General features: G+C 71.0%; 18 protein-coding genes and 5 pseudogenes. 13 read left to right on the forward strand and 10 right to left on the reverse strand.

From position 1 onward, the window contains the following. Positions 1-111 precede the first annotated feature (111 nt). Positions 112-1,665 carry a DUF4082 domain-containing protein gene (locus tag AC38ZX_RS03585; RefSeq protein ID WP_491296367.1) on the reverse strand — a complete coding sequence of 518 codons (1,554 nt, stop codon included), beginning with the start codon at positions 1,663-1,665 and terminating at the stop codon, positions 112-114. Positions 1,666-2,095: 430 nt separating this feature from the next. Here AC38ZX_RS03585 and AC38ZX_RS03590 point away from each other — a divergent pair, with 430 nt between their 5' ends. The 7 genes and pseudogenes from AC38ZX_RS03590 to AC38ZX_RS03620 form a co-directional block, all read left to right on the forward strand. After that, a complete protein-coding gene (locus AC38ZX_RS03590; protein WP_491296368.1) occupies positions 2,096-2,953 on the forward strand; it encodes a hypothetical protein in 858 nt (285 codons plus the stop codon). Positions 2,954-3,008: 55 nt separating this feature from the next. Next, positions 3,009-4,016 (forward strand): annotated as a pseudogene (locus tag AC38ZX_RS03595) (AMP-binding protein); the annotation flags it as partial. 67 nt (positions 4,017-4,083) lie between these two features. Continuing rightward, positions 4,084-4,968 (forward strand): hypothetical protein, encoded by an 885-nt coding sequence (locus tag AC38ZX_RS03600; RefSeq protein WP_491296369.1) that lies wholly within the window; start codon positions 4,084-4,086, stop codon positions 4,966-4,968. Continuing rightward, positions 4,940-5,794 (forward strand): type III PLP-dependent enzyme domain-containing protein, encoded by an 855-nt coding sequence (locus AC38ZX_RS03605; RefSeq protein WP_491296370.1) that lies wholly within the window; start codon positions 4,940-4,942, stop codon positions 5,792-5,794. Before AC38ZX_RS03600 ends, AC38ZX_RS03605 begins: the two co-directional genes overlap by 29 nt. 27 nt (positions 5,795-5,821) lie before the next feature. After that, entirely contained in the window at positions 5,822-6,082 is a 261-nt protein-coding gene (locus AC38ZX_RS03610) for an acyl carrier protein (protein WP_426594494.1), read from the forward strand. An 11-nt stretch (positions 6,083-6,093) separates the two neighbouring features. Continuing rightward, complete coding sequence (locus tag AC38ZX_RS03615; protein WP_491296371.1) at positions 6,094-6,915, forward strand: glycosyltransferase; 822 nt, start codon at positions 6,094-6,096, stop codon at positions 6,913-6,915. Continuing rightward, positions 6,912-7,178: pseudogene (locus AC38ZX_RS03620) on the forward strand (glycosyltransferase); the annotation flags it as partial. The gene AC38ZX_RS03615 and the pseudogene AC38ZX_RS03620, both read left to right, overlap by 4 nt. A gap of 166 nt (positions 7,179-7,344) precedes the next feature. Here the strand turns inward: AC38ZX_RS03620 and AC38ZX_RS03625 are convergent. Further along, positions 7,345-8,721: an O-antigen ligase family protein gene (locus tag AC38ZX_RS03625; protein ID WP_491296372.1), complete on the reverse strand. Its 1,377-nt coding sequence runs from the start codon at positions 8,719-8,721 to the stop codon at positions 7,345-7,347. After that, positions 8,718-9,779 (reverse strand): YveK family protein, encoded by a 1,062-nt coding sequence (locus AC38ZX_RS03630; RefSeq protein ID WP_491296373.1) that lies wholly within the window; start codon positions 9,777-9,779, stop codon positions 8,718-8,720. The genes AC38ZX_RS03625 and AC38ZX_RS03630 overlap by 4 nt, the downstream gene beginning before the upstream one ends. A gap of 205 nt (positions 9,780-9,984) precedes the next feature. Between AC38ZX_RS03630 and AC38ZX_RS03635 the strand changes: the two genes are divergently transcribed. After that, positions 9,985-10,689 carry a hypothetical protein gene (locus tag AC38ZX_RS03635; protein WP_491296374.1) on the forward strand — a complete coding sequence of 235 codons (705 nt, stop codon included), beginning with the start codon at positions 9,985-9,987 and terminating at the stop codon, positions 10,687-10,689. A 49-nt stretch (positions 10,690-10,738) separates the two neighbouring features. On the opposite strand, the gene AC38ZX_RS03640 is transcribed toward AC38ZX_RS03635, so the two are convergent. From AC38ZX_RS03640 to lhgO, 7 genes and pseudogenes are all read right to left on the reverse strand, one after another. Next, positions 10,739-11,815 (reverse strand): glycosyltransferase, encoded by a 1,077-nt coding sequence (locus tag AC38ZX_RS03640; protein WP_491296375.1) that lies wholly within the window; start codon positions 11,813-11,815, stop codon positions 10,739-10,741. A gap of 84 nt (positions 11,816-11,899) precedes the next feature. After that, complete coding sequence (locus AC38ZX_RS03645) at positions 11,900-12,469, reverse strand: hypothetical protein (RefSeq protein WP_491297563.1); 570 nt, start codon at positions 12,467-12,469, stop codon at positions 11,900-11,902. Continuing rightward, positions 12,466-12,921, reverse strand: a complete 456-nt coding sequence (locus AC38ZX_RS03650; protein WP_491297564.1) for a hypothetical protein — start codon at positions 12,919-12,921, stop codon at positions 12,466-12,468. Before AC38ZX_RS03650 ends, AC38ZX_RS03645 begins: the two co-directional genes overlap by 4 nt. Further along, positions 12,918-13,172, reverse strand: a complete 255-nt coding sequence (locus AC38ZX_RS03655; RefSeq protein ID WP_491297565.1) for a hypothetical protein — start codon at positions 13,170-13,172, stop codon at positions 12,918-12,920. The genes AC38ZX_RS03650 and AC38ZX_RS03655 overlap by 4 nt, the downstream gene beginning before the upstream one ends. Before the next feature lie 515 nt (positions 13,173-13,687). Further along, positions 13,688-14,161, reverse strand: a pseudogene (locus AC38ZX_RS03660) (MFS transporter); the annotation flags it as partial. 134 nt (positions 14,162-14,295) lie between these two features. After that, a complete protein-coding gene (locus AC38ZX_RS03665; protein ID WP_491296376.1) occupies positions 14,296-15,000 on the reverse strand; it encodes a hypothetical protein in 705 nt (234 codons plus the stop codon). 171 nt (positions 15,001-15,171) lie between these two features. Continuing rightward, complete coding sequence (gene lhgO / locus AC38ZX_RS03670; RefSeq protein WP_426594505.1) at positions 15,172-16,353, reverse strand: L-2-hydroxyglutarate oxidase; 1,182 nt, start codon at positions 16,351-16,353, stop codon at positions 15,172-15,174. 131 nt (positions 16,354-16,484) lie between these two features. On the opposite strand from lhgO, the pseudogene mfd reads away from it, so the two are divergent. The 5 genes and pseudogenes from mfd to pntB all read left to right on the forward strand — a co-directional run bounded on the left by mfd (position 16,485) and on the right by pntB (position 24,437). Then, positions 16,485-20,118, forward strand: a pseudogene (gene mfd, locus AC38ZX_RS03675) (transcription-repair coupling factor). A gap of 22 nt (positions 20,119-20,140) precedes the next feature. Next, positions 20,141-20,776, forward strand: a complete 636-nt coding sequence (locus AC38ZX_RS03680; protein ID WP_491296377.1) for a SurA N-terminal domain-containing protein — start codon at positions 20,141-20,143, stop codon at positions 20,774-20,776. Positions 20,777-20,780: 4 nt separating this feature from the next. Further along, entirely contained in the window at positions 20,781-21,422 is a 642-nt protein-coding gene (locus AC38ZX_RS03685) for a nucleoside triphosphate pyrophosphohydrolase (protein WP_491296378.1), read from the forward strand. Positions 21,423-21,468: 46 nt separating this feature from the next. Next, positions 21,469-22,999, forward strand: a pseudogene (locus AC38ZX_RS03690) (Re/Si-specific NAD(P)(+) transhydrogenase subunit alpha). 1 nt (position 23,000) lies between these two features. After that, a complete protein-coding gene (pntB, locus tag AC38ZX_RS03695; RefSeq protein ID WP_426594510.1) occupies positions 23,001-24,437 on the forward strand; it encodes a Re/Si-specific NAD(P)(+) transhydrogenase subunit beta in 1,437 nt (478 codons plus the stop codon). Positions 24,438-24,475 lie beyond the last annotated feature (38 nt).

A 24,475-nucleotide genomic window follows, 5' to 3' on the forward strand; every position in this document is an offset into this window, starting at 1 on the left:
TCCTCCCTTCGGACGGATCGGGAGCCATGCGCTCATCACACGCAAGAGCCGCACCGGACGTGGCCCGAGACTAGCGGGACCACGGCCGGTGCGGCTCTGGTTGGTGCGAGGTCAGGAGACCGTCTGGCCGGCCTTCTTACCGTCCTGCCACACGTTGCCCTTCACAGTGACGGCGGGTGCGTCGACCGACGTGAGCGGTCCGTAGGTGCCACCGTTCGGGCTGATCGCCGTCGTGAAGTGGTTGTTCGAGACCACGATGTCCGACACTCGCGAGAGGACGTCGGTCCCGGACTGGTAGCCGCCGTAGACGGTGTACGCGCCGCCGCCGAGCAGGTTGCCGTCGATCAGGTAGTGCTTGATCGAGTCGGCCGACCCGGTGGACAGGATGATCGCCGAGGTGCTGCCGGCGTTCACGACGATCGAGTTGCGCAGGATCTTGACGTTGTCGCCGCCGAGGGACTGCATCCCGTCGTTGTGCGAGTCGGCGGTCACCGCGAGGTCGTGGATGTACGAGTCCTGCACGACGACGTTGTCGCCGAGCTTGAGCCCGTCACCGGTGCCGTGGATGTTGACGCGGGTGAGGGTGTACTCAGCGCCCGCCACGGCGGAGTCGTTGCCCAGGTCGTTCAGGCCGTCGAACTCGGTGTCGAGGATCTGCAGGTTCTTCGCCCCCGCCTCGTTCAGAACGAGCCAGATGCCGTGCGTCCGGACGATCGAGTTACGGATCGTCACGTTGCTCGCGCTCGCGGCGATCACCAGCGGACTGGTGATGAGCTTCGAGTCGATCACGGTGCCGGCCTGGGTGATCGTCGTCGGACCCGTGTACGGCGTGAGCGTCACGCCGCTGGGCACGCCGGTCGTCGACGCGCTCGGGAAGGCTCCGGTGGTCGGGGTCGGCGTGGTGGGGGTCGACGTCGGGGTCGGGGTGGGCGTCGGGGTGGCCGTCGGCTTCGGTGTGGGCGTGGCCGTCGGGGTCGGCGTCGGCGTCACCGTCGGGGTGGGCGTCGGCTTGGGCGTGGCCGTGGGGGTCGGCGCAGGCGTCTTGGTCGGTGTCGGCGTGGGCGTCGCGGTCGGGACCGGCGGGGCGGGGGTCCCGGACGTCGCATCCGTCGGGGCGAAGACCGCGTCGACCCAGTACTGGCTGCGGTTCCACGTGTTCTTGGGGAACGCGGAGGACTTGCCGTAGGCGTAGGTGCCCGTGTGACCCAGCGGGACCGACAGCAGCGGCGTCGTGGACCCGGACATGAACTGCTGCGTCTGCATGTACCGGCCCTGGGGCGCGAGGTACGACGCGACGTAGCCGCCGCCGGCCGTCAGGCTGACCGGCTTGTCGAAGTAGACCGTCTGCCATCCCTGACGCGTCTCACCGGAGAACGTGGCGGTCGCGAGGCGCTTGCCCGTCGCGTCCCAGAGGTTCCCGATATGGGTCCCACCGTTGTCCGGCGTCTTGTAGAAGCGGACCCCGACGACGATGCCGTCCTTGGCCGGGGTGAACGGAGTGCCCAGCTCGACACTGTTGGTGTCGCTGTCCTGGACGCCGACCGGCGTGCCGTCACCCCAGATGGTGACCTTGCCGGGAATTGCCGCTGCCGACTGCGCCGCAGTGAGGGGTGCGCCAGAACTGGCAGCAGTCAGGGTCACGCCGACGACTGCGGCGGTTGCCACGACTGCCAGGACGCGTGCCAGCGGGGTTCTCCGCGGCGGCACTCGATGCGTGCTCGATCGGTTCATGAGGTCTTGCTCCCATCCATCGCGGCGCCGCGGGGGCGGCCCGGTGGACCGCTGGCCCATGTCTCCGTCCGGAGGGGCGCCGTTGTGTTGCGTTCTGATAACGAAGCGGCCCTCATGCTGACATGAGTGAGGGTAGCGGCAAACTTTCACCCGGTCGGGTCAATCGGATAATCCCGGCGATCGGGCGCTGATCTGGGCAAACGTCCAATCCGGAAGAATGCCGCTGTTGTCTCACTCCGTGAGATTTTGGTAACCGCTTGCCCGGGGGGACTAACGCGAGGGGGGCCCGCGAGTCGTGACGGCCTCTGACTGGAGCGATGATGCCTGTGACCGCTATGGACCGACATGGGATGCTTCTGGGACCATGACCGATACCCCGCAGGTCGAGCCGATCGACGACGCGAGCGTGCCCGAGGTGGCGCGCTTCCTGCACGAGAACCTGAACCCGCGACTGTCGGTCGACGAGTGGGCGAGGGCGATCGTCCCGCCGTGGCCCGTCGCCCCGCCACATCACGGATTTTGCCTGCGTGTGGGCCAGAATCTGGTCGGCGTCTACGTCGCGTTCTTCTCCGAGCGGGTTGTCGCGGGGAGGGTGCGGACGGTCTGCAACCTGGCCGCGTGGTGCGTCCTCGACGGCTACGGAGCGCATGGCCTGCGCCTCCTGCGAGCTCTTCTCGCGATGGGCTGCGACGTCTACACCGACCTGTCGCCCAGCGGCTCGGTGGCGACGATCGACGAACGCCTCGGCTTCCGACGGCTCGACACGACCACGGACGTCCGACCCTCACTACCCGCCATCCGGGTGAATCATCGGGTCGAGGTGGTAACGGACGAAAGCCGCATCCCGGACCTGATCTCGGGCGCCGATCTCGAGGTGTTTCGGAGCCATCGGGGGGCGGAAGCAATCTCGAACGTAGTATTGCTTTTCCGCGGACAACCATGCTATGTGATCTACCGCCGCGTTCGACGGAAGCGGCTTCCCCTCTTCGCCTCGATGGTCTACGTCGGCGACACCGCGCTGTTCGGCCGGGTGGTCGGTCGGCTGAGCGGCCACCTCCTCGTGCGGGGCATCCCGTTCCTGCTTGCCGAACGTCGCATCGTCGGTGGTCCCGTGTCGCTCTCGCGGACGATCCAGGGGCGCCCGAAGCTGTACCGCGGGGCCGGTGTCTCGCCTGCGGACGTCGACGACCTGTACAGCGAGATCACCTGCGTGCGGTGGTGAGTTCACCCCTTCTGTCCCGGATCCGGGGAACGGGGATCAGTACGCTGACGCCGTGGTGACCGTCTGGCACGACCTCCTGGCATCGCGCGCTCTGTCGTCCGCCGACGCCCCCGCGCTCTCGTTCAAGAACGAGACGTTGACCTATGGGGAGCTGTGGACGCTCGCGCGCCGATGCGGTTCGGCGTATGCCGGCCTCGGGTTGGCGCGGGAGGACCGGGTAGCCGTCTTCCTCGAGAAGCGGCCGGAGACCGTGGTCGCGTTCCTCGGGGCTTCGGTCGCCGGCGCCGCGTTCGTGCCCGTCAACCCGTTGCTCAAGCCCGCGCAGGTGGCGCACATCCTCGTCGACAGCGGTGCGCGGGTCCTGGTGACCTCGGCGGCACGGCTCGACCTCCTGGCTGACGTGGTCGCTCACAGCCCGGACCTTGAGCACGTCGTCGTCGTCGACGGGCCGGGCGTGGCGCCCGTCGGGGTCGCGGTGCACGGTTGGGCGGACCTCCTCGACGACGCGACGGCCGAGCCGCCGCCACGCGGGATCGACCTCGACATCGCGGCCATCCTCTACACGTCGGGCAGCACGGGCCTCCCCAAGGGTGTGGTCCTGAGCCACCGCAACCTCATCGTCGGCGCGCAGAGCGTGAGCCAGTATCTCGAGAACACGTCCGACGACGTCATCCTGTCGGTGCTTCCGCTGAGCTTCGACGCCGGGCTGTCGCAGGTGACGACGGCGCTGAACGTCGGCGCCCACGTCGTCCTTCTCAACTACCTCGTGGCGGCCGACGTCCCACGGGCGTGCGCCCGATGGAAGGTGACCGGCCTGACGTGCGTCCCGCCGTTGTGGATCCAGATCGCAGGGCTGGACTGGCCCGCCGAGGCCACGAAATCACTGCACTACTTCGCGAACACCGGTGGCCGGATGCCGAAGACCACGCTCGACCGCCTGCGGGCCACGTTCCCAGCAGCCCGGCCCTACCTGATGTACGGCCTGACCGAGGCGTTCCGGTCCACCTACCTGGACCCGGCCGAGGTCGACCGCCGTCCCGACTCGATCGGCAAGGCGATCCCGAACGCGGAGATCCTCGTGGTCCGTCCGGACGGGACGCGCTGCGACCCGGGGGAACCCGGCGGAGCTCGTGCATCGCGGCGCTCTTGTCTCCCTCGGGTACTGGGGCGACGAGGAGCGGACATCGCAGCGCTTCCGGCCCGTGCCGGGCCCGACCACGGGTCGACGGCTGCCGGAGCTCGCGGTCTGGTCCGGCGACACGGTCGTCGCCGACGACGACGGCTTCCTCTACTTCGTCGGCCGCGCCGACGAGATGATCAAGACCTCGGGGTACCGGGTGAGCCCGAACGAGGTCGAGGAGGCGGCATTGGCAACCGGCCTCGCACTGGACGCGGTCGCGTTCGGAGCAGAGGACGCGAAGCTTCGGGCAGCGGATCGTCCTGGTGGTGGCTCCCGAGCCGGGCCGGACGCTGGATCCGGCAGCTCTTCTGGCCGCACTGCGCAGCGCGCTGCCGGCGTTCATGGTGCCCGCCGAGATCGTGGTCAGGGATGCCGTGCCCCGATCGCCCAACGGCAAGTACGACCGCACCCTCATCAGGGCGGAGCACGGGTCGTGACGACTTCCAGCACGATCGCCGCCTTCGAGCAGGTCGACGGCCAGCTCGCTGTGGGCGGGGTCGGGATCGACCGCCTGGCGCGGCGCGTCGGATCGACCCCGTTCTTCGCCTACGACCGCGGTCTCGTCGGGCAGCGCGTCGCTCAGCTGCGCGCCATCCTGCCGGCGCGCCTCAGTCTGGGTTACGCGGTCAAGGCGAACCCGATGCCTGCCGTGGTCCAGCTCCTCTCGTCGCTGGTCGACTCGCTCGACGTCGCCAGCGCCTACGAGATGCGCGTCGCGCTCGACACCGGCATCACTGCGGGCCGTGTGAGCTTCGCCGGCCCCGGCAAGACGGTCGCGGAGTCTCGAGCAGGCGGTCGCCTCCGGCGTGACGATCGAGGTCGAGTCGAGCGGTGAGGGTCGCCGCGTCGTCGCCGCCGGTGACGAGCTCGGGATCCGGCCGCGGGTGGCGATCCGCGTCAACCCGGACTTCGCGGTCCGCGGTTCGGGTATGCGGATGGGCGGTGGCCCGCAGCAGTTCGGCGTGGACGCGGAGCAGGTCCCCGAGCTCCTCAAGGAGCTCGATGCCGCCGGTGTCGACCTGCTCGGCTTCCACGTGTTCGCAGGCTCGCAGAACCTCTCCGCCGAGCTTCTGACGCAGGCGCAGGTCCGAACCGTCGACCTCCTCCTGGCGCTGAGCGCGGACGCGCCGCAGCCGGTCCGCTACGTCAACCTCGGTGGCGGCTTCGGCGTGCCGTACTTCCCCCAGGACCAGCCTCTCGACATCGGCGCGGTCGCCGAGAACCTCGCCGAGCAGGTGGACGGTCGGCTCGCGCCCGCTCTGCCCGACGCCGACTTCGTCGTCGAGCTTGGTCGCTACCTGGTCGCCGAGGCGGGCGTCTACGTGACACGCGTCGTCGATCGCAAGGTCTCGCGGGGGAGCACCTATCTCGTGGTGGACGGTGGGATGCACCACCAGCTCGCCGCGTCCGGCAACCTGGGCCAGGTCATCCGCCGCAACTACCCGCTGGCGGTCGGCGCACGCGTCGGCGCGGACCCGGAGGAGACGGCGACGGTCGTCGGCTGCCTCTGCACCCCGCTCGACCTGCTCGGCGACCGCGTCGAGCTGCCCCGAGCCGACGTCGGCGACCTCATCGTCGTCTTCCTGGCAGGCGCCTACGGGCTGACCGCCAGCCCGACGGCGTTCCTCGGACACGCTGCGCCCGTCGAGATCCTCGTCTGAACCCCTGAACCCTCACCAAGGAGCCTCATGACCACCGACCTCCTCGACGACGTCAAGAACGTCGTCGTGACCACGCTGAGCATCCAGGATCGCGCGGACAGCCTGTCGGCTTCGAGCCCGCTGTTCGGCGCGGTGCCGGAGCTCGACTCCCTCGGGGTGCTCGAGGTCGTCACCACCCTCGAGAGCCGGTTCGGCATCACGATCGCCGACGAGGAGTTCTCGGGGGAGATCTTCGAGACGCTCGGAGCGCTCACCGAGTTCGTCGAGAGCAAGCTCGGCTCGGCCTGACGGCGCGCCCCGTGCGACCTCCGCGCGTCCTGATCATCGTCCAGAACCTGCCGGTCCCGCTCGATCGCCGGGTGTGGCTGGAGGCGCAGGCACTGACTGCCGCCGGCTACCGGGTCAGCGTGATCTGCCCCAAGGGCCCAGGTGATCCGGCACGAGAGGTGCTCGAGGGCATCGCGATCTACAAGTACCGACCGGCACCGGAAGCGAGCGGGCTGCTCGGGTTCGTCGTCGAGTTCGTGTACTCCTGGCTGCGCACGGCAGCGCTGTCGGTCGTGGTCCGCCGCGAGCGAGGCTTCGATGTCATCCAGGCGTGCAACCCGCCGGACACCTACTGGCTGCTCGCGCTGCTGTGGCGGGTGGTCGGGGTCCGCTTCGTCTTCGACCACCACGACCTCAACCCCGAGCTGTTCCGGTCGCGGTTCGGGGAACCACGCTCGTACGCCGCGCGGGCCCAGTACCGCGGCCTGCTCTGGCTCGAGCGCCGCACGTTCCGCGCAGCCGACCGGGTCATCTCGACCAACGAGTCCTACCGCCGCGTCGCGCTCGAACGCGGCGGTGTGCCGAGGGAGCACACGGAGGTCGTGCGGAGCGGTCCCGACACCCGTCGGATGCGGCCCATCGTCCCCGTCGGTGACCCCGGCGAAGGCGTGCACCTGCTCGTCTATCTGGGAATCATGGGCCCGCAGGACGACGTGCACGTCGTCCTCGAGGTCATGCGCGAGCTCGTGACCGTACGTGGTCGTACGGATGTCCGAGTTGCCCTGCTCGGGTTCGGGGACACCTTGGAGGACCTACGCCGCCTGTCCACGAGCTGCAGCTGGACGACGTCGTGACCTTCACCGGACGCGTCGGGCCGCAGGAGATCGGGAACTACCTGAGCGCGGCCAGCCTCGGCCTCGGGCCCGACCGCAAGACGCCGCTCAACGACGTATCGACGATGAACAAGACGATGGAGTACATGGCCTACGCCATGCCAGCCGTCTCGTTCGACCTCACGGAGACGGCGTTCTCCGCCGGTGAGACGGGCGTCTTGGTCCCGTCCGGTGACGTCGCGGCTCTCGCCGATGCGGTCGAGGCCCTCCTGGATGACGACGACCGTCGGGTGGAGCTGTCACTGGCCGCACGGGAGCGGGCGACCAGCCAGCTCGACTGGCGCCCGCAACGACGCAGGTACCTCGGTGTCTTCGGAGAGCTCCTGCGGTTCCGAGCAGCCAGCCCCACGACGACGACGTCCAGGCGTCGCACGACGCCTGGGGTCGTTCCTACGTCGACCTCGACGAGCCCGGTGCGCTCGAGGCCTTCGTCAGGTCGCGGGGGCCCGGCGGAGCCGCCGGAACGTCGTGAGTCTCGTCCGGCTCGGCATCGGTTGATCCCGCCGGTAATTCCCTTCGGCTGCGTTCGGGCGGGTCGGGATCTCGGTCGTTCGGGTGCAGCCGGATCAGCGCGCCTGCGATCCCGAGTGCGAGGAAGAGCGTGCCCATCGTCATCGGGAAGCCGAAGCCGTCGAAGAACGCGAGCGACACGGAGCCAGCAGCGATCCCCGCGACGAGGGAGAGCGCGAGGTCCTGAGACTTCGCGTCCGCCCACCGTCGTCGGCGACGCACCAGGACCACCATCGCGGTGACCGGGATCGCGATGAACGCGACCGTGCCGACGATGCCGCAGCTGACCAGGAGACCGAGATAGTTGTTGTCGAAGATGCGGTACTTGGGCAGGAAGGTACCCAGGCCTCGCCCGAACCACGGAGCGTTCTGGAAGAACTGCGCCGCGATCGCGTAGCTGTCCGTCCGTGACGTGATGCTCGGGTCGTTCGACGCGGTGGCGAACATCTTGCGCACTGAGCTGAAGAGGTGCGGGACGCCCAGGCACATCACCGCGGCCAGGGCTGCGAACGATCCGCCGATGCGCCAGCGCAGCTTCGACGGCCAACCGATCAGCAGCACGATCAGGCTGACGGCGAGGCCGATGTACGCGGAACGCGACAGCGAGAGCGACAAGGCGATAGAGATGGAAACCACGGGAAACCAGCGGCGGAACCGTCCCGCACCTGCCGGGTGCAGTGCGACGTGCAAGGAGATCGGCAGCAGGACCGCGAGCAACGCACCGAACTCGATCGGGCTCGTCGCCGTGCCGGACATGCGCAGCATGCCGTCGCGGAAGCCCGCCTCGACCCCGCGGACGGCGGTCAGGCCGGGGATCGCGATGCGGTCGACCAGCGCCTGGCCCGTGACGTACTGGGCGAGACCGATGCTTGCCATGAGGCCGCCGCCGAGTGCGAAGCGCCGGACGAGCACGTCGACCTCTCGCAGCCTCGTGAGGCCGTCATGCGCCGTCAGCAGCGCGCCCGACCAGGACAGGACGACGAGGAGGGCGACGTCGGCAGGGCTCACCTCGTCGTAGTCGATCGGGCGCGTCATGGCGGCGACGTAGCTGATGCCGACTGCGACGAGGAAGTACGACAGTGCGATCCTGATCGGGCGGTGGGGGCCGGCGGCGCTCTCGGAGCGCCACAGCTGCGCGAGGAACCACAGCAGGGCGCTCGCCAGCCCGAACAAGGTCGACGGCGCCCCGGCGCTCCCCAGTGGTTGGAAGACGAGCCAGGACGGCACGGCGAAGAGCAGGACGAGATAGATCGTCATCCAGGTGAGGACGCCCGTCCCCTTGACGACGCGCCGGGACGGGAGCCCGACGCGTCGCGCCCGGGGTGCCCTAGGGGCGGGGGGAGGCGAGACTCATCGTCGACGGCCGGTTCGTCATGCGGTCGGGGCGGCCACTCCGCGCCGTACTGCGCCTCCGACCGAGCGAAGTCCCGCAGCTGGATCCGCTCGACGTTCGCCGGCCACTCGGCCGTGCGCGTGGCCGTCGCAGGCTCCTCAGGAGCGAGTGTGCGCGTCGCCGGCTCCTCGGCCGTGCGCGTGGCCGTCGCAGGCTCCTCAGGAGCGAGTGCGCGCGTCGCCGGCTCCTCGGCCCCCGGCGTGGCCGTCGCAGGCTCCTCCGGCCGGGCGGCTTCGTCGAGCTTCTTGCGGTCCTGCTTCTTGCCGTCCTGCTTCTTGCGGTCCTGCTTCTTGTCCTCGTCACGCCGCCTGGTGCGGCGGCGTTCGCGGCGGCGCAGCGCGAGGCTGTCGATCGCGATCGCGCTGACCAGAGTCAGGGTGAGCCCGACCGCCGCGGCAGCCACGGAGAGCGCTTCGCGGAAGCTCCAGTCCGTGGTCGGCCTGATGTCGACGGCGAGCGGCATGGAGGTCACGCGGGAGGGATCGGGCGCGGCGACCTGGTCCTGCAGGCTCGTCAGCGCGTCGGGCAGCGTCGTGAGGACGTACTTCAGGGCGGTCATGACCTCGTCGGGCGACGGGTCCGCGACGATGACCTGGATCACCGGGCCGCGCGAGAGCGTGTCGAGCGCAATCGTGTACGTCGCGTCCGGGTAGACCTTGGTGAACGCCTCCTGGGGACCATCGCCCTGGAGGTAGGCGACGACGAGTGACGCCGGCTGGTCGAGGTTGCCGAGGGACAGGAGCGGGTTCGACCCTTCCGGGACCGAGGCGCCGGGGGGCAGGAGCAGGACGCTTCCGGTCGCTGTGTACGTCGGTGGGACTGCGCCGTACGTGGCGTAGACCAGGCCCCCGGTGAGCGCCAGACCCACGAGCACGACGTACCACCGCCGCAGCAGAGCAGCGACGAGTGTCCTGAACTCCATGGGTGCTCCTGTCAGTTCATCGCCGCACCGTTGGACGAGCAGCGACGGTGATCCGAGGTTAGCGCCGCAGGGTTCGGGCCGACCTGAGCATGAGGCCGTTTGTCCGATTTCGCACGATATCTTCATCCTTTCTCCCAAGGCTCGCCCCGCCTCCACCCGCGGCGTCCGTGTCAGAATCGAGACCGCGGCAGGAAGGACGAGCCAGATGACCATCTGGGATGCGCTCCAGGCGCTGGTTCGCAGGTGGTACGTGGTCGTCGGAGCGATTGCGATCGGCCTGGCGGCGAGCCAAGCGGCGATTCACGAACAGGGTGCGTACTGGTCGCACGCCGAGGTGACATTCCTGGCGCCCAGCAGCGAGGCGTACCCGAACAGCCTGCGCACGACGTCGAGCGACATGATCATCACTGCGGGCGCCGTCGCGAAGCTCGTCAACGGGAATGCCCGGTGGAACCCGATGTCCGACCCCGCGGCGACGCTCGTCGGCCAGGGCATCCTCGACGGCTGGTCCGTCCACCTGCCGAACTACGGCGGGCAGTGGTCCACGGTCTACTCCCGTCAGGTCCTCGACGTCCAGGTGAGCGGCCCGACGGCTGACGACGTCCGTGCGCGGCAGTCCCAGCTCCTGCACCAGATCGACAACGAGCTGGCTCTGCTCCAGAGGAACTCGCCGGAGGCCGACAAGGTCACCACCGCGGTCGTCCCGTCGACGCCGACCATCGTGTACATGCACGGCCGCAAGCTCCGCGCGCTGGCCATGATCTGGATCCTCTGCGGCGTGGGCGTCCTGGCCGCCGTCCAGATCCTCGAGCCGGCGCCCGGGCGGCATCCGTGGGCGGGACGGCTGGCCCAGAAGTCGGTGAGGTTGTGGCCCGCCCGTTCGGCCGGGAGGCCTCGGCCGGCGAGATGAGCGCGTAGCGAACGCCGACTGTGGAGCCCCGGTGCCGCTCCCGGCGGGCTCAGGCAGCGTTCGCCGGAGGCAGGTCGAGCACCGAGCGCAGCAGCCCGGCTCGTTGCGCTCCGACCCGGCCGTAAGCGAAGTCGGCCGCGGCCGACCGGGCTGCAGCACCGTAGCGTCGGCGTCTGTCCTCGTCTTCGGCGAGCAGCGCTATCGCCGATGCGATCTGGCTGACGGAACCGGCTTCGACGACGACCCCTGTGCGCCCATCGGCTACGAGGCGGGCGGCACCCATCGGCGTCGTGATCACGGGCAGTCCGCAGGCGGCGGCTTCGTACGTCACCTGCGGACCCCCTTCCTCCCACGTCGGGAAGACGAAGACGTCGGACTCGGCATACAGACCGGCCGGGTTGTCCACGTAGCCCGCCAACCGGACGCGGGTTGAACGAGCATGGAGGTCGACCAGCTCACGGATCTCGTCGTCGACCGTGCCGACGAGAACGAGCTCACCGTCGATGTCGAGCGACGCCCAGGCTTCGAGCAGCTCTGGGACGCCCTTGCGGACGCCGATGCGACCCACGAAGACGGCGCGGAACCCGGTCGGACCTCGAGTTGGGGTCGGCAGGTCGAAACGCTCGGGGCGCCAGCCGAACGACGTCGCGAGGATCTGCGCGGGAGCGACGCCCAGCCTGAGGAGAGATCGCTCGACCTCCGGGTTGGACGCGAAGAAGTAGTCGTAGCGCTTGAGCTCGTCCGTCTCGCCGGCGATCACCTCCTGCGACACCGCGTGCGTGGGCTGGAGGCCGAGCCGGGCATACGCCTCGTCGAGGATCGGCCCGGAGGTGGCGCAGGCCGAGTTGATCATCTCGCGGACCGTCACGATCCCACGCGCACGGGCGGCCTCCACGGCTTCGACCGGTGAGCCGGGCCAGAAGTGGGCCACCGTCGTGCGGGGGTCGGCCGCGGCGAGCGATCTGCGGAAGCGGGCGTCCATGGCACGCAGAGCGGGCCGCTCGACCAGGTGCCACGGCAGGCGGCTCGTGACGGCGGGGAACGGCGCCCGGACAGCCGCACCCTCGGGCATCGGTGTCCTGGTCCGGCCCGCGTGGACCTCGGTCTGCACGCCGGCGGCAGACATCCCCGCCGAGATCTGCGCGCAGCTTCTCGGCGGGTCCGCGCCCACTGAACGAGTAGGGGGCGTAGACCAGGCAGCGGATGTCGGTCATCGGACCACGGCCGGCGACCAGGCGCCGGGGATCAGCACGGCAGGGATCGCGTCGGCCGTGGTCCGGACCGACCAGACGTCCGTCGTCCCGGGCTCGTCGGCACGCGGCAGCCCGTACAGCAACGTGTCGTCGTCGAGCCACTCGGCCTGGTCGTCGAGACCCTTCGTTGCGGGCAGCAGCGTCTCCTGACCCGAGGCGAGGTCGAGGACGGCCAGGGCCCATACCGGCTGGCCGGAGACCTTCTCGACCACCTTCTTGTACGCGACCTTCTTCCGGTCCGGTGAGACCGACGGGCACTCGGCGTTCTCATGGAGGGACGTGAGGGTCCGCGCCGACAGGGAGCCCTTCACTAGCCAGGTCTTGCCGGCCGACTGAGAGGCTGCCGTGGCGTAGAACGTGTCGTCGTCGATGAACGTCACGCCCCAGATGTTGCGGTCCGTCGGGTTGAAGGGCTGCCCGTTGACGGTGAGCGCGAATTCCTCGATGTTGCCGAGGTCCGTCCCGTCGACCTTGTGGACCTCGGTGAGGGTGGAGAAGCCGACGCTCGCGTACGAGTGGCCGGTCACGAACGCGGTCGTGGCGACCAGCGTGCCGTCGTCGGACAGCCGCGTGCGGCTCGGGATCCCGGGCAGGCCCCACGTCTTGACGGTGCCGAACGGCTGTCGAGCACGTCCGCCTCCCAGCGCGTCGCGATGCCTGCGACCGTGCGCAGGCATGACGCCGACGAGCCGGCCACGTCCACACGGTCGCACGCGACGTCGGTGAACGCGCGGGGTCCGTCCGGGGCATCGAGAGGGACCGCGGCCACCAGCCCGTACTCGTTGCCCGGCAGCGTCGATCGGAAGACGATGTGCGGTTTCGCCAGCACGCCGGCCAGGTCCGTGGACGCCACGGGTGGCGCCGACGCGACGGCGTCCTGGTGGGACCTCCAGGCGTTGTACACGTACCCACCGACCGCCAGCACCACCACGAGCGTGACGACGACGAGGATCGTGACGCGAGGCGACCAGCCCCTCACAGGCCGACGCCCGCGGCCTCGAGGGCCTCTTCGGGCTGGTCGAGCCTCCGGACGGTGATCCATGCGACCGGGATCGCGCACGCGAGCAGGACCGCGACGGAGAGGATCGCGGGTCCGCGGCCGACCGTGAACCAGAGGACCCCGAACGCCGCGGAGGCGGCCATCCGGGCGACGGCGACGACGGTCTGCGCTGTGCCGATCGCTGCGGCGCGCGAGCTCGAGGGCGCGAGCCTGCCGACGAGGGCCGACATGACCCCGTCGGTGGCGGCGTAGAAAGCTTCCGAGCAGTACGAGGGCGGCGATCGTCGAGTAGGCGGACGCGGTCGCGATCCCTGCGCACACGTACGCCGCGGCGAGGCCGACGTGCCCGAACACGAACACCCGGGCGCGCCCGAACCGGTCGGCGACGCGCCCCATCGGCGTCGCGAGCAGCATGTACGCGATGTTGGTGCCCACGTACAGCAGCGGGAACCACTTCGTCGCGAAGCCGTCGCGGGACTGCAGCGAGAGGTAGATGAAGCCGTCGCCCACGGTCAGCAGCGCGAGGCCGCCCGCGGTGAGGAAGATGCGCCGCAGACCCGGCTCGACCAGGAACGACCAGCTGAACGGACGACCGGCCGGGGCGACCCCGGGGATGTCGCAGGCGCAGCCCTTGCACTTGGGGGAGCTTGCGCTCTTCGCGCGTGCGGTGCTGCGTGATCCACGCCGCGCGGCGCGGGCGCATGTCGGGGACGAGCAGGACAAGGGCGGCCAGGCCGAGGATCGCAGCGCCGAAGGAGATGACGAAGACCGTGTGGTACCCGTCGGGGATGGCCCAGAGCACGCAGAACGCGAGGAGCGGTCCGAGTGCGGCGCCGACGGTGTCGAGGGTGCGGTGGACGCCGAACGACCGGCCGAGCGCCCGCGGGTCGGAAGACGCGGTGATCATCGCGTCGCGGGGTGCCGTGCGGATGCCCTTGCCCACCCGGTCGAACGCGACGACGGCCGTGAGGGCGCCGAAGCTGCTCGCGATGAGCAGGACGCCTCGGGTCACGGCGGACAGGCCATATCCGATGACCGCCACCCACTTGGGGTGGTCGCCCTTGTCGGCCGCCCAGCCGCCGGCGATCCGCACGATGGCACTGGCGCCCTGCATGAGCGCATCGAGGAACCCGTAGGCCAGCGTCGACAGCCCGAGGGCGGTGGTGACGTAGAGCGGGAGGACGGCGGCGACCGACTCCGACGAGATGTCGGTGAGCATGCTGACGACGCCCAGCGTCACGACGACCGAGGAGACCTTCTTGCGGCGCGCGGCCCGCTCTGCGCGGGCTCTTCGGGCGAGGCGGCCTTGTCGCGGGGCGCGGGGCGGTCACGCAGCGAGAGGTACACGCCGCGTCACCCGGCCGTCGTCAGTGTGCCGGCGACGGTCAGGTCGGTGCCGCCGCCGGCGCGGTCGCGCACCGTCAGCACCAGCCCGTCGGGTCCGCGTGTGAACGCGGTCGCGGTGGAGCCGGCGATCGCAGGCGAGTCGGCGACAGCGAAACCTGCGCCGCCCAACGCCGCGACATAGGCGCCCGTGACGTCGGTGGGCTCGGCGCCGCTGCTGCCCTCGAGTCCCACCTGCAGCCTGGTGCCCGACGACGAGACGGAGCTGGATACGACGTCGACCCCCGCGAGTACGGGGACGACGTCCTTCGGGAACCCGGCGACGAGCACACCGCTGGCTGCGGCCGTGGCAGGCAGCGGACCGGTGAGCGAGGGTCCTGGCGCGGCCGCCGGGGCCAGGCCGGCGGGACCCGGCTTGCGCGCGGCAGCGTCCGGGAGCGTCTCGGAGGCGCTGGTCGCGGACCCGGATGCACCACCAGCTGTACCTGCGGGCGTGGTCGACACCGCACCTGACCCTGCGCTCGGCGGGGTGGCGGGGCTCGTCGCGCCGGGACCGGTGGTCGAGCCGGCGACTGCCGGTCCGGACGGCGGTGCGCCGGCCGTGCCGGTGCTGTCGTGCGCCGTGCACGCGGCCGCCGAGCCGAGCACCAGCACCGCCGCGAACGCGACGCCGCAGCCGCGCAGGGCGGTGCGGGTGCGGCGGCTGGGGGGCATCGACTACCTCGGGGGCGTGGAGCTGTGGCGTGAGACACATGCGCTCAAACGGGACATATGGAACGTGCTCACGGTACCTACGCAGATACCCGGGAAGGCCGCTCGGGGGTCTATTTCACCCGAGCAACCGGACCCCGCTCACACGTTCGGTCCAAGTCTGTGAACCCGCTGTCAGACCGCGAGCCCACCCACCAGGTGGTCGGCGATCTCCAGGGCGCAGGTCGCGGCCGGCGAGGGCGCGTTGAGCACGTGCACCTGCCGCCCGGTGCGCTGCACCAGGAAGTCGTCGACGAGCGACCCGTCCCGCGCGACGGCTTGCGCGCGCACGCCCGCGGGGGAGGGCACGAGGTCGTCCGGGACGATCGCGGGCACCAGCTGGGCCAGGCTGCGGGCGAACGCGTGCCGGGACAGCGACCGCACCACCTCGCGCGCCCCGGGCACGACGTTCCGCGCGCCCATCCGCCACAGGCCGGGCCACGTCAGGGCGTCGGCGGCGTCGCGCAGGTCGACGTCACGCCAGCGGTACCCCTCCCGCGCGAGGGCGAGCACAGCGTTCGGGCCAGCGTGCACGCCGCCGCCGATCATACGGGTCAGGTGCACGCCGAGGAACGGGAACCGGGGGTCCGGCACCGGGTACACGAGGCCGTTGACCAGCTCGGACGCCCGGTCGGTGAGCTCGAAGTACTCGCCCCGGAACGGCACGATGCGTGCCTCGGGGCTCAGGCCGCAGGCGCGGGCCACGCGGTCGGCCTGCAGTCCGGCGCACGCGACCAGCGCGTCGGCACGCAGCTGCGTGCCGTCGGTGAACCGCACCTCGACGCTGTCGGGGTGCTCGTCGGCCGACTCGACCTGCGTCGACACCAGGATCTGGCCGCCCCCGTCGGTGACGTCGAGGGCCAGCTCCCGGCAGATGCCCACGTAGTCGACGATCCCCGTGCTCTCGACCCACAACGCGTCGACGCAGGCGACGTGCGGTTCGCGCTCGCGTGCACCGGCCTTGCCCACGAGCTGCGCGGGCACGCCGTTCGCCCCGGCGCGGTCGGCGAGCCGGTGCAGAGCGGCCACCTGGTCGTCGGACGTCGCCACGACGAGCTTGCCGGTGATCTCGACCGCGACGCCGCGGTCGCGCGCGAACTCGGCCATGCGGCGCGCGCCCGCCACCGACATGCGCGCCTTGAGGCTGCCCGGCGCGTAGTAGAGGCCGGAGTGGATGACGCCGGAGTTGCGGCCGGTCTGGTGCCGCGCGAGGCCGTCCTCCTTCTCGACGACGGTGACGCGGTGCCCGTCGTGCGTCAGTCGCGCGGCCACGGCCAGCCCGACGATCCCTGCACCGACCACCACGACGTGCGACACGGCCACTCCCTCGGTTGCTTGCTCCTGCGCGCAGGCTAGCCGGTCGCGTGTCGGTGTCGGCTCGTAGACTGGTGGTCGCACCCCGGCTCCTTCTGGATTCGGGGCGTTCCTGCTGCCTCGACAAGGACCCCATGGACCTCTCCGGCCTGCTCCCTGCCCTCCTGACCGACCCCGCCGCAGCCGAGGCGGTCGACTCGGTGCGCGCCCGTGGCGGAGCTCGACGTCGTCGGACCCGCCGGGATCCGCCCGCCGCTGCTGGCGGCGCTGGCGCAGCGGCGTCCACTGGTCGTCGTGACGGCGACCGGTCGCGACGCCGACGAGCTGGCCGCGGCGATCCGGTGCTACGTGGGTGCCGACGACGTCGCGGTCCTGCCGGCCTGGGAGACGCTGCCGCACGAGCGCCTGTCCCCGCGCAGCGACACGGTCGCGCGCCGGCTCGCGGTGTTCCGTCGCCTCGCCCACCCCGAGGGTGCGGGGTACGCCGGGCCGATCCGGGTGCTCGTCGTGCCGGTCCGGGCGTTGCTGCAGCCCGTCGTCGACGGCCTGGGGGACCTCGCGCCGGTGTCGATCAGGACGGGCGACCGCGTGGACCTGGCCGACCTGGCCGAGAAGCTGGCCGGCGCCGCGTACACCCGCGTCGACATGGTCGAGCGGCGCGGGGAGTTCGCGGTCCGGGGCGGGATCGTCGACGTGTTCCCGCCCACGGAGGACCACCCGCTGCGCGTCGAGCTGTGGGGTGAGGACGTCGAGGAGATCCGCTGGTTCTCCGTCGCCGACCAGCGCAGCCTCGAGGTGGCCGAGCACGGGGTCTGGGCGCCGCCGTGCCGGGAGATCCTGCTGACGGACGAGGTCCGCGCGCGGGCCGTCGAGCTCATCCCGCAGCTCCCGGGCGCCACCGACATGCTCGACCGGCTGGGCCAGGGGATCGCGGTCGAGGGCATGGAGTCGCTGGCGCCCGCCCTGGTGGACCGCATGGTGCCGGTGCTGGACCTTGTCCGTGACGACAGCCTGCTGGTGATGATCGACCCCGAGCGGGTCCGCCGCCGGGCGCACGACCTCGTCGCGACGACGCAGGAGTTCCTGGCGGCCGCGTGGACCTCCGCGGCGGCCGGTGCCGCGACACCCCTGGACCTGTCCGCGGCGAGCTTCGCGTCCTTCGCGGAGGTCCGCGCGCTGTCGGCCGTGCGCGGCCTCGGCTGGTGGACCATGAGCCCGTTCACGCTCGACGTGGACGCGGCCACGGAGGCCGACCCGCACACGGCCGCCCGCAACCAGGCGCCGGGCGAGCGCGGGGATGGCCGACGACCTGGTGGCGACCGCGCGCACCCTCGTCCTGGCGGCCCGGGACGTCGAGAAGTACCGCGGCGAGGTCGACCGGGCCGTCGCCGACGTGCGCGTGCTGCAGCAGGCGGGCTGGCGGCTCGTGCTGGCCACGGAGGGGCACGGGCCCGCGCAGCGGATGGTCGAGCAGCTGCGCGCGGCCGAGGTGCCGGCGCGGCTCGTCGCGACGATCGAGACCGAACCCGAGGGCGGGGTGGTCCTCGTGGTGCCGGCCCCCGTCGGGACGGGCTTCGTGGCCGAGCCGCTGCACCTGGCCGTCTTCTCGGAGTCGGACCTGACCGGGCGCGCGGGCACCAGCACCCGGGACATGCGCAGGATGCCGAGCCGTCGGCGCAACGTCGTCGACCCCCTGCAGCTGCGGCCGGGCGACCACGTTGTCCACGAGCAGCACGGTGTCGGCCGGTTCGTGGAGCTGGTGCAGCGGACGATCGGCACCGGACCGAACGCGACCACGCGTGAGTACCTGGTGATCGAGTACGCGTCCAGCAAGAGGGGCCAGCCGGGCGACCGGCTGTTCGTGCCCAGCGACCAGCTCGACCAGGTGACCAAGTACGTCGGCGGCGAGTCGCCCACCCTGTCCAAGATGGGCGGCGGGGACTGGGCCAAGACGAAGGGCCGCGCCAAGCGGGCCGTCAAGGAGATCGCCGCGGGCTCATCCGGCTGTACTCCGCCCGGATGGCCACCACCGGGCACGCGTTCGGCCCGGACACGCCCTGGCAGCGCGAGCTCGAGGACGCGTTCGCGTACGTGGAGACCCCGGACCAGGCCGCGACCATCGACGAGGTCAAGGCCGACATGGAGAAGCCGATCCCCATGGACCGCCTGGTCTGCGGCGACGTCGGCTATGGCAAGACCGAGATCGCGGTGCGCGCGGCGTTCAAGGCCGTGCAGGACGGCAAGCAGGTGGCCGTGCTCGTGCCGACCACGCTCCTGGTGCAGCAGCACCTCGACACGTTCAGCGAGCGGTACAGCGGCTTCCCGGTGAACGTGAAGGCCCTCAGCCGGTTCCAGAGCCCCAAGGAGTCCAAGGAGGTCGTCGCGGGCCTCGCCGACGGGACCATCGACGTCGTCATCGGCACGCACCGCCTGATCACCGGCGAGGTGCACTTCAAGGACCTCGGGCTGGTGGTGGTCGACGAGGAGCAGCGGTTCGGCGTCGAGCACAAGGAGACGCTCAAGGCGCTGCGCACCAACGTCGACGTGCTGTCGATGAGCGCGACCCCCATCCCGCGCACGCTCGAGATGGCTGTCACCGGCATCCGCGAGATGTCGACGCTGGCCACCCCGCCCGAGGAGCGGCACCCGGTGCTCACGTTCGTCGGCGCGTACGACGAGCTGCAGATCACCGCCGCGATCCGGCGCGAGCTGCTGCGCGAGGGCCAGGTGTTCTACGTGCACAACAAGGTCGACTCGATCGAACGGACGGCGTCGCGCCTGATGGAGCTGGTGCCCGAGGCCCGGGTCGCGGTGGCCCACGGGAAGATGAACGAGCACCAGCTCGAGCAGGTCATCGTCGACTTCTGGGAGAAGCGGTTCGACGTGCTGGTCTGCACGACGATCGTCGAGACCGGGCTGGACATCTCCAACGCCAACACCCTGATCCTCGAGCGCGCCGACCTGCTCGGCCTGAGCCAGCTGCGCCTGCGCGGCCGCGTGGGCCGTGGGCGCGAGCGGGCGTACTCGTACTTCCTCTACCCACCGGAGAAGCCGCTCACCGAGACGGCGCACGACCGGTTGCAGACGATCGCCGCGAACACCGACCTGGGCGCGGGCATGGCCGTGGCCATGAAGGACCTCGAGATCCGCGGCGCCGGCAACCTGCTGGGCGGCGAGCAGTCGGGTCACATCGAGGGCGTCGGCTTCGACCTGTACATCCGGATGGTGGGCGAGGCGGTGGCCAACTTCCGGGGCGACGTCGAGGAGGAGGTCCCCGACGTCACCATCGAGCTGCCGGTGGACGCCCACATCCCGCACGACTACATCGCGCACGAGCGGCTGCGGCTCGAGGCGTACCGGAAGATCGCAGCGTCCCTGGACGCGACGGCCCTCGGGGACGTCCGAGCCGAGCTCATCGACCGGTACGGGCCGGTGCCCGCCGCGGTCGACAACCTGTTCGAGGTGGCCGAGTTCCGGATGCACGTGCGGAACGCGGGCCTGTCCGACGTCACCGCGCAGGGCAAGTTCGTGCGGTTCGCGCCGGTCGAGCTGCCCGAGTCGGCGCAGCTGCGGCTCAAGCGCCTCTACCCGGGTGCGGTGCTCAAGCCGGCGGTCCGCACTGCGCTGGTGCCCTGGCCGATGACCGCGCGGATCGGCGGCAAGCCGGTCCAGGGTCGCGAGGTCATGCTCTGGGCACGCCAGTTCATCGACGCGATCGTGCGCGGGGACGTCTCCGCGGCCGCCACGGTGGGCTCCAAGCGGGCCTGAAAACCCAGGCGGTGGCCCTACGATGAGCCCCGATCGACGGGCGACGACGCAGGAGGTCTCGGTGAGGGTGTGGGGCAAGCGCTCGATGGTGGGTGCCCTCGTGGCGCTCGCGACGGCAGCGGTGCTGTCGGCATGCGCCGGGCAGCCCGGTGCGGCGGCGGTCGTGAACGGCACCGCCATCCCGGCCTCCGACCTGCAGTCGGCGCTGGACGAGCTCGGCCCGTACGTCCAGGGCGCATCACCCTCGGCAGTGCTCAGTGTGCTCGTCGTCGAGCCGACGGTCACGCAGATGGCCGCCGAGGCCGGTGTCGCGGCGTCCGACGCCGACGCGAAGGCGTTCCTCGACTCGGTGGTCAAGCAGACCACGCCCGACGCGAACCCGACGTTCGGCCCGGCCTCGATGGCGATCGCCCGCTACTTCGTCGCGTTCACCAACCTGTCGAACAAGTCGAGCCAGGAGGCGGTCACCGCCGAGATCACGAAGCGCACTGCCAAGCTCGACGTCACGGTGAACCCGCGGTACGGCACTCTCGGCAAGAACAACACCATCACCGCGGCCACCCCGCCGACGTGGATGATCGAGCCGACTACGTCGCCGCCGTCGGACGGGACGACGACCAACCCGGACAGCAGTCCGAGCCCGTCGGCCACCCCCTGATCTCGTGACGGACGCGTTGCGGGAGCTGGTGCGCGTCATGGATCGGCTGCGCTCGCCGGGCGGTTGCCCGTGGGACGCCGATCAGACGCACGGGTCGCTGGTGCCGTACGCGCTCGAGGAGACGTACGAGCTCGTCGAGGCGATCGAGACGGGCGACCGCGCAGGGCTGCGTGAGGAGCTCGGCGACGTGCTGCTGCAGGTCGTCTTCCACGCGAGGATCGCGGCGGAGGACCCCGACGACCCGTTCGACGTCGACGACGTGGCCGCCGACCTCGTCGCGAAGCTGGTCCGCCGGCACCCGCACGTGTTCGGACCGGACGCCGCCGACAGAGGACGAAGAGGCACCGACCTGCACGTGCAGTGGGACAAGCTGAAGAACGCCGAGAAGGCGCGCGAGTCGGCGCTCGACGGCGTCCCGCTCGCGCTCGGCGCGCTGGCGCGCGCGCAGAAGGTCGCGGACCGGGCTGCGCGCGCCGGACTGGCGCAGCAGCCGGCGCCGTCGGGTGACGACCTCGGGGACCGGCTGCTCGCGCTGGTGCTCGAGGCGAGGTCGACCGGCGTGGATGCCGAAGGGGCCTTGCGGCGCTCGGCCGCCGCCTGGGAGAAGGCGCTGCGAGCGAACGAGGGCACGACCGGCTCGACCTGACCAGTACCGGACGCCACCCCCGGCCGGACGACGAAGGAGCGCATCGATGCGGATCGGCATCCCGACGGAGAGTCGGGCGGGCGAGAGGCTCGTCGCGGCGACGCCGCGGACGGTAGCCCGGCTGGTGGCCCTGGGATACGACGTGGTGGTGCAGCGCGGCGCGGGCGACGGGGCCACGTTCGGCCCCGGCGCCTACGAGGTCGCGGGTGCGCGGACCGGGGACGCCGACGAGGTGTGGGCGGCGGACGTGGTCGCCAAGGTGAACCCGCCGACGGCCGAGGAGGTCCGGGCGCTGCGGCCGGGGGCCGTGCTCGTGGCCATGCTCTCGCCGGCCACCCGGCTCGAGCTGGTCGAGGAGCTTCCACGCACGCGGCGTGACCGCGCTGGCTCTCGACGCGGTGCCCCGGGTGTCCCGGGCGCAGGCGCTCGACGTGCTGAGCACCCTGTCCAACGTCGCCGGGTACCGGGCGGTCGTCGAGGCGGCGCAGGTCTACGGCGGCATGTTCACCGGCCAGGTGACCGCCGCGGGCAAGACACCTCCGGCGCGGGTCTTCGTCATCGGCGCCGGGGTGTCCGGGCTCGCCGCCATCGGCGCGGCCGGCGCGATGGGGGCTCGGGTCCGCGCGTTCGACGTGCGGCCCGAGGTCGGCGAGCAGATCGAGTCCATGGGTGCGACGTTCGTGCAGGCGGCCGCGGCTCAGCAGGCGGTCAGCGCGGACGGCTATGCCAGCGCGCTGACCGCCGAGCAGGAGGTGCTCACGGCGCGGATGTACGCGGCAGAGACGGCCGACGCCGACATCGTCGTCACGACCGCGCTGGTGCGGGGGTACGCGCCCACCACGATCACCGCCGAGATGGTGCACGGGATGCGGCCCGGCAGCGTGATCGTCGACCTGGCCGCGTCGGGCGGCGGCAACTGCGAGCTCACGGTCCCCGGGGAGGTCGTGGTCAGCGACGACGGCATCACGATCGTCGGCTACACCGACCTGACCAGCCGTATGCCGCAGCACACCTCGCAGCTGTTCGGCACCAACGTGGTCCACCTGTTCGAGCTGCTCACGCCCGGCAAGGACGGCGAGCTGGTGCTCGACCTCGACGACCCGGTCCAGCGCGGGATGGCTGTCACCGTGGACGGCGAGGTGCTGTGGCCACCGCCGCCGGTCGCCGTGTCGGCGGTGCCGCCCGTGCCCGTGCCCGTCGTCCCGAGACCGCCCGTCGACACGCAGCGCCGCGCGCAGCGACGCTCGATCGTCCTCGCGCTCGTCGCCGTCGCCGTGCTCTTCGGGATCTCGTTCGCACCGGCCGCGTTCCTCGGGCACTTCACGGTCTTCGCGCTCGCGGTGATCGTCGGGTACTACGTCATCTCGAACGTGAGCCACTCGCTGCACACGCCGCTCATGGCCCAGACGAACGCGATCTCGGGGATCATCCTGGTCGGCGCACTGCTGCAGATCGGCGACGACGACCCGCTGGTGACCGTGCTCGCGGTCGTGGCGGCGAGCGTCGCGAGCATCAACGTGTTCGGTGGCTTCCTCGTCGCCAACCGCATGATCCGCATGTTCCGGAAGGATGCCTGAGGTGCCCGGGTCCTGGGCCCAGGCCACCTACCTGCTCGCCGCCCTGCTCTTCGTCCTCAGCCTCGCCGGGCTGTCCAAGCAGGAGACCGCACGCCGCGGCAACGTCGCCGGCATGGTCGGCATGGTCCTCGCGCTGGTCGCGACGATCGGCCTCGCGCTGGACCACTCCGAGCGGCCGGTCCCGGTGACCGGTGGGCTGATCCTGCTGGTGCTCCTGATCGGCGGGACCATCGGCACGTGGCGGGCCCGACGTGTCGAGATGACGCAGATGCCGGAGCTCATCGCGATCCTGCACTCGTTCGTCGGGCTCGCGGCGGTGCTCGTCGGCTACAACTCGTTCCTCACCGAGCCGGCCGACCCGGCGCACCTGGTCGAGGTGTTCCTGGGCGTGCTGATCGGCGCCGTGACGTTCGCCGGGTCGATCGTCGCCTACCTGAAGCTGTCGACACGGATCCGATCGGCGCCGCTCACGCTGCCCGGCCGCAACGTGCTGAATCTGGCGATGCTGCTCGCGTCGGGTGGCCTGCTGGTCTGGTTCCTGGGCTCGCACAGCGTGGTCCCACTCGTCCTCATGACCGTCGTCGCCCTCGCGCTCGGGTGGCACCTGGTCGCCTCGATCGGCGGCGGGGACATGCCCGTGGTCGTCTCGATGCTCAACTCCTACTCCGGGTGGGCAGCCGCGGCGGCCGGCTTCATGCTCGGCAACGACCTGCTGATCGTCACCGGAGCGCTCGTCGGGTCGTCCGGCGCGATCCTCAGCTACCTCATGTGCAAGGCGATGAACCGGTCGTTCGTCAGCGTGATCCTCGGTGGGTTCGGCGCCGAGGGCGGGACCGTCGTCGCGTCGGACGGGGAACAGGGCGTGCACCACGAGGTCTCGGCGGCGGACGTCGCCGAGCTCCTTCTCGAGGCACGCAGCGTGGTCATCACCCCGGGCTACGGCATGGCGGTCGCGCGGGCGCAGTACCCGGTCGCGGAGCTGGTCGAGAAGCTGCGTGCCCGCGGGATCGACGTGCGGTTCGGTGTCCACCCGGTGGCCGGCCGGCTGCCCGGCCACATGAACGTGCTGCTCGCCGAGGCCCGCGTGCCCTACGACATCGTGCTCGAGATGGACGAGATCAACGACGACCTGGGCGACGTGGACGTGGTGCTCGTGATCGGCGCCAACGACACCGTCAACCCGGCAGCCCTCGACGACCCGGGCTCGCCGATCGCCGGCATGCCGGTGCTCGAGGTGTGGAAGGCGGCCCGCGTCGTGGTGTTCAAGCGGTCGATGGCCACGGGCTACGCGGGCGTGCAGAACCCGCTGTTCTTCCGCGACAACACCTCGATGCTGTTCGGCGACGCCAAGGAGCGGGTCGAGCAGATCATGCTCGCCGTCGGGGACGCGGTGTCCAAGGCCGAAGGTCCATACTCGGCCGCCGCCGAGGCCCACTAGGGTGAGGTCGTAAACCCACCCGCTCGTCGAAGGAGCAC

This window comes from Cellulomonas sp. McL0606 (genome assembly GCF_058248365.1).